Here is a 788-nt window from a genome sequence, read left to right on the forward strand (position 1 = left end):
GCAGCTGGGAGTACGCCAACCAGAAGGCCAACCAGAAGGAGTTCGCCAAGTCGGGCCTCGGCTGGACCTCGTTCCCCGCGGTGCCCGGCGGCAAGGGCCTGGTCCTTGTGGTCAACTCCGCCGCCCGCACCCCTGAACGCACGGACGCGCTGCGGGACGCCCTGCCCCTTGCCGAGGTCGTGGAGTGCCAACCTGCCGAACTGGCGGCGGAGTTGGAGAAGGCCGCGGCGCGGGCACGGGTGCTCGGCGTGTGCGGCGGTGACGGCACCGTCAACGCCTCGGTCCCCGTCGCCCTGCGCCACCGGCTGCCGCTCGCGGTCCTGCCGGGCGGCACGCTCAACCACTTCGCGTACGACATCGGCGTCGAGGAGCCGCGCGATCTGTGCCGGGCCGTCGAGGCGGGGGACGCGGTCGCCGTCGACGTCGGGCGTTTCAGCTCCGCGAGCGGCCCGGAAGGGTACTTCCTCAACACCTTCAGCCTCGGCGTCTACCCCGAGCTCGTGCGGCTGCGTGACCACTGGGCCCACCGCATCGGCAGCCGCGCCGCCGCCGTCCTCGCCGCCGCCCGGCTGCTCCACTCCGACCGGCAGCCGCTGAGCGCCGAATTCCGCGGCCGGCGGCGGGCGTTGTGGCTGCTCTTCGCGGGCAACGGCGCCTACCACCGGCTCGGGTTCACCCCCGGCCGCAGGGTCGACCTGGCCGACGGGCTGCTCGACGTCCGTATCGTGCACGGCGGCCGCAGGCCCGGCGCGCAGCTGGTCGCCGAGGCGCACGCGGGCCCGCTGATG

At 74.5% G+C, this 788-nt stretch carries 1 protein-coding gene; it reads left to right on the forward strand.

Going from position 1 to position 788, the window contains the following annotated elements:
- The coding region (locus ABD378_RS39750; RefSeq protein ID WP_344529550.1) for a diacylglycerol/lipid kinase family protein at nt 1–788 on the forward strand (788 nt) is incomplete at both ends.

Origin of the sequence: Streptomyces rectiviolaceus, assembly GCF_039533825.1 — a bacterium.
Lineage (GTDB): Bacteria > Actinomycetota > Actinomycetes > Streptomycetales > Streptomycetaceae > Streptomyces > Streptomyces rectiviolaceus.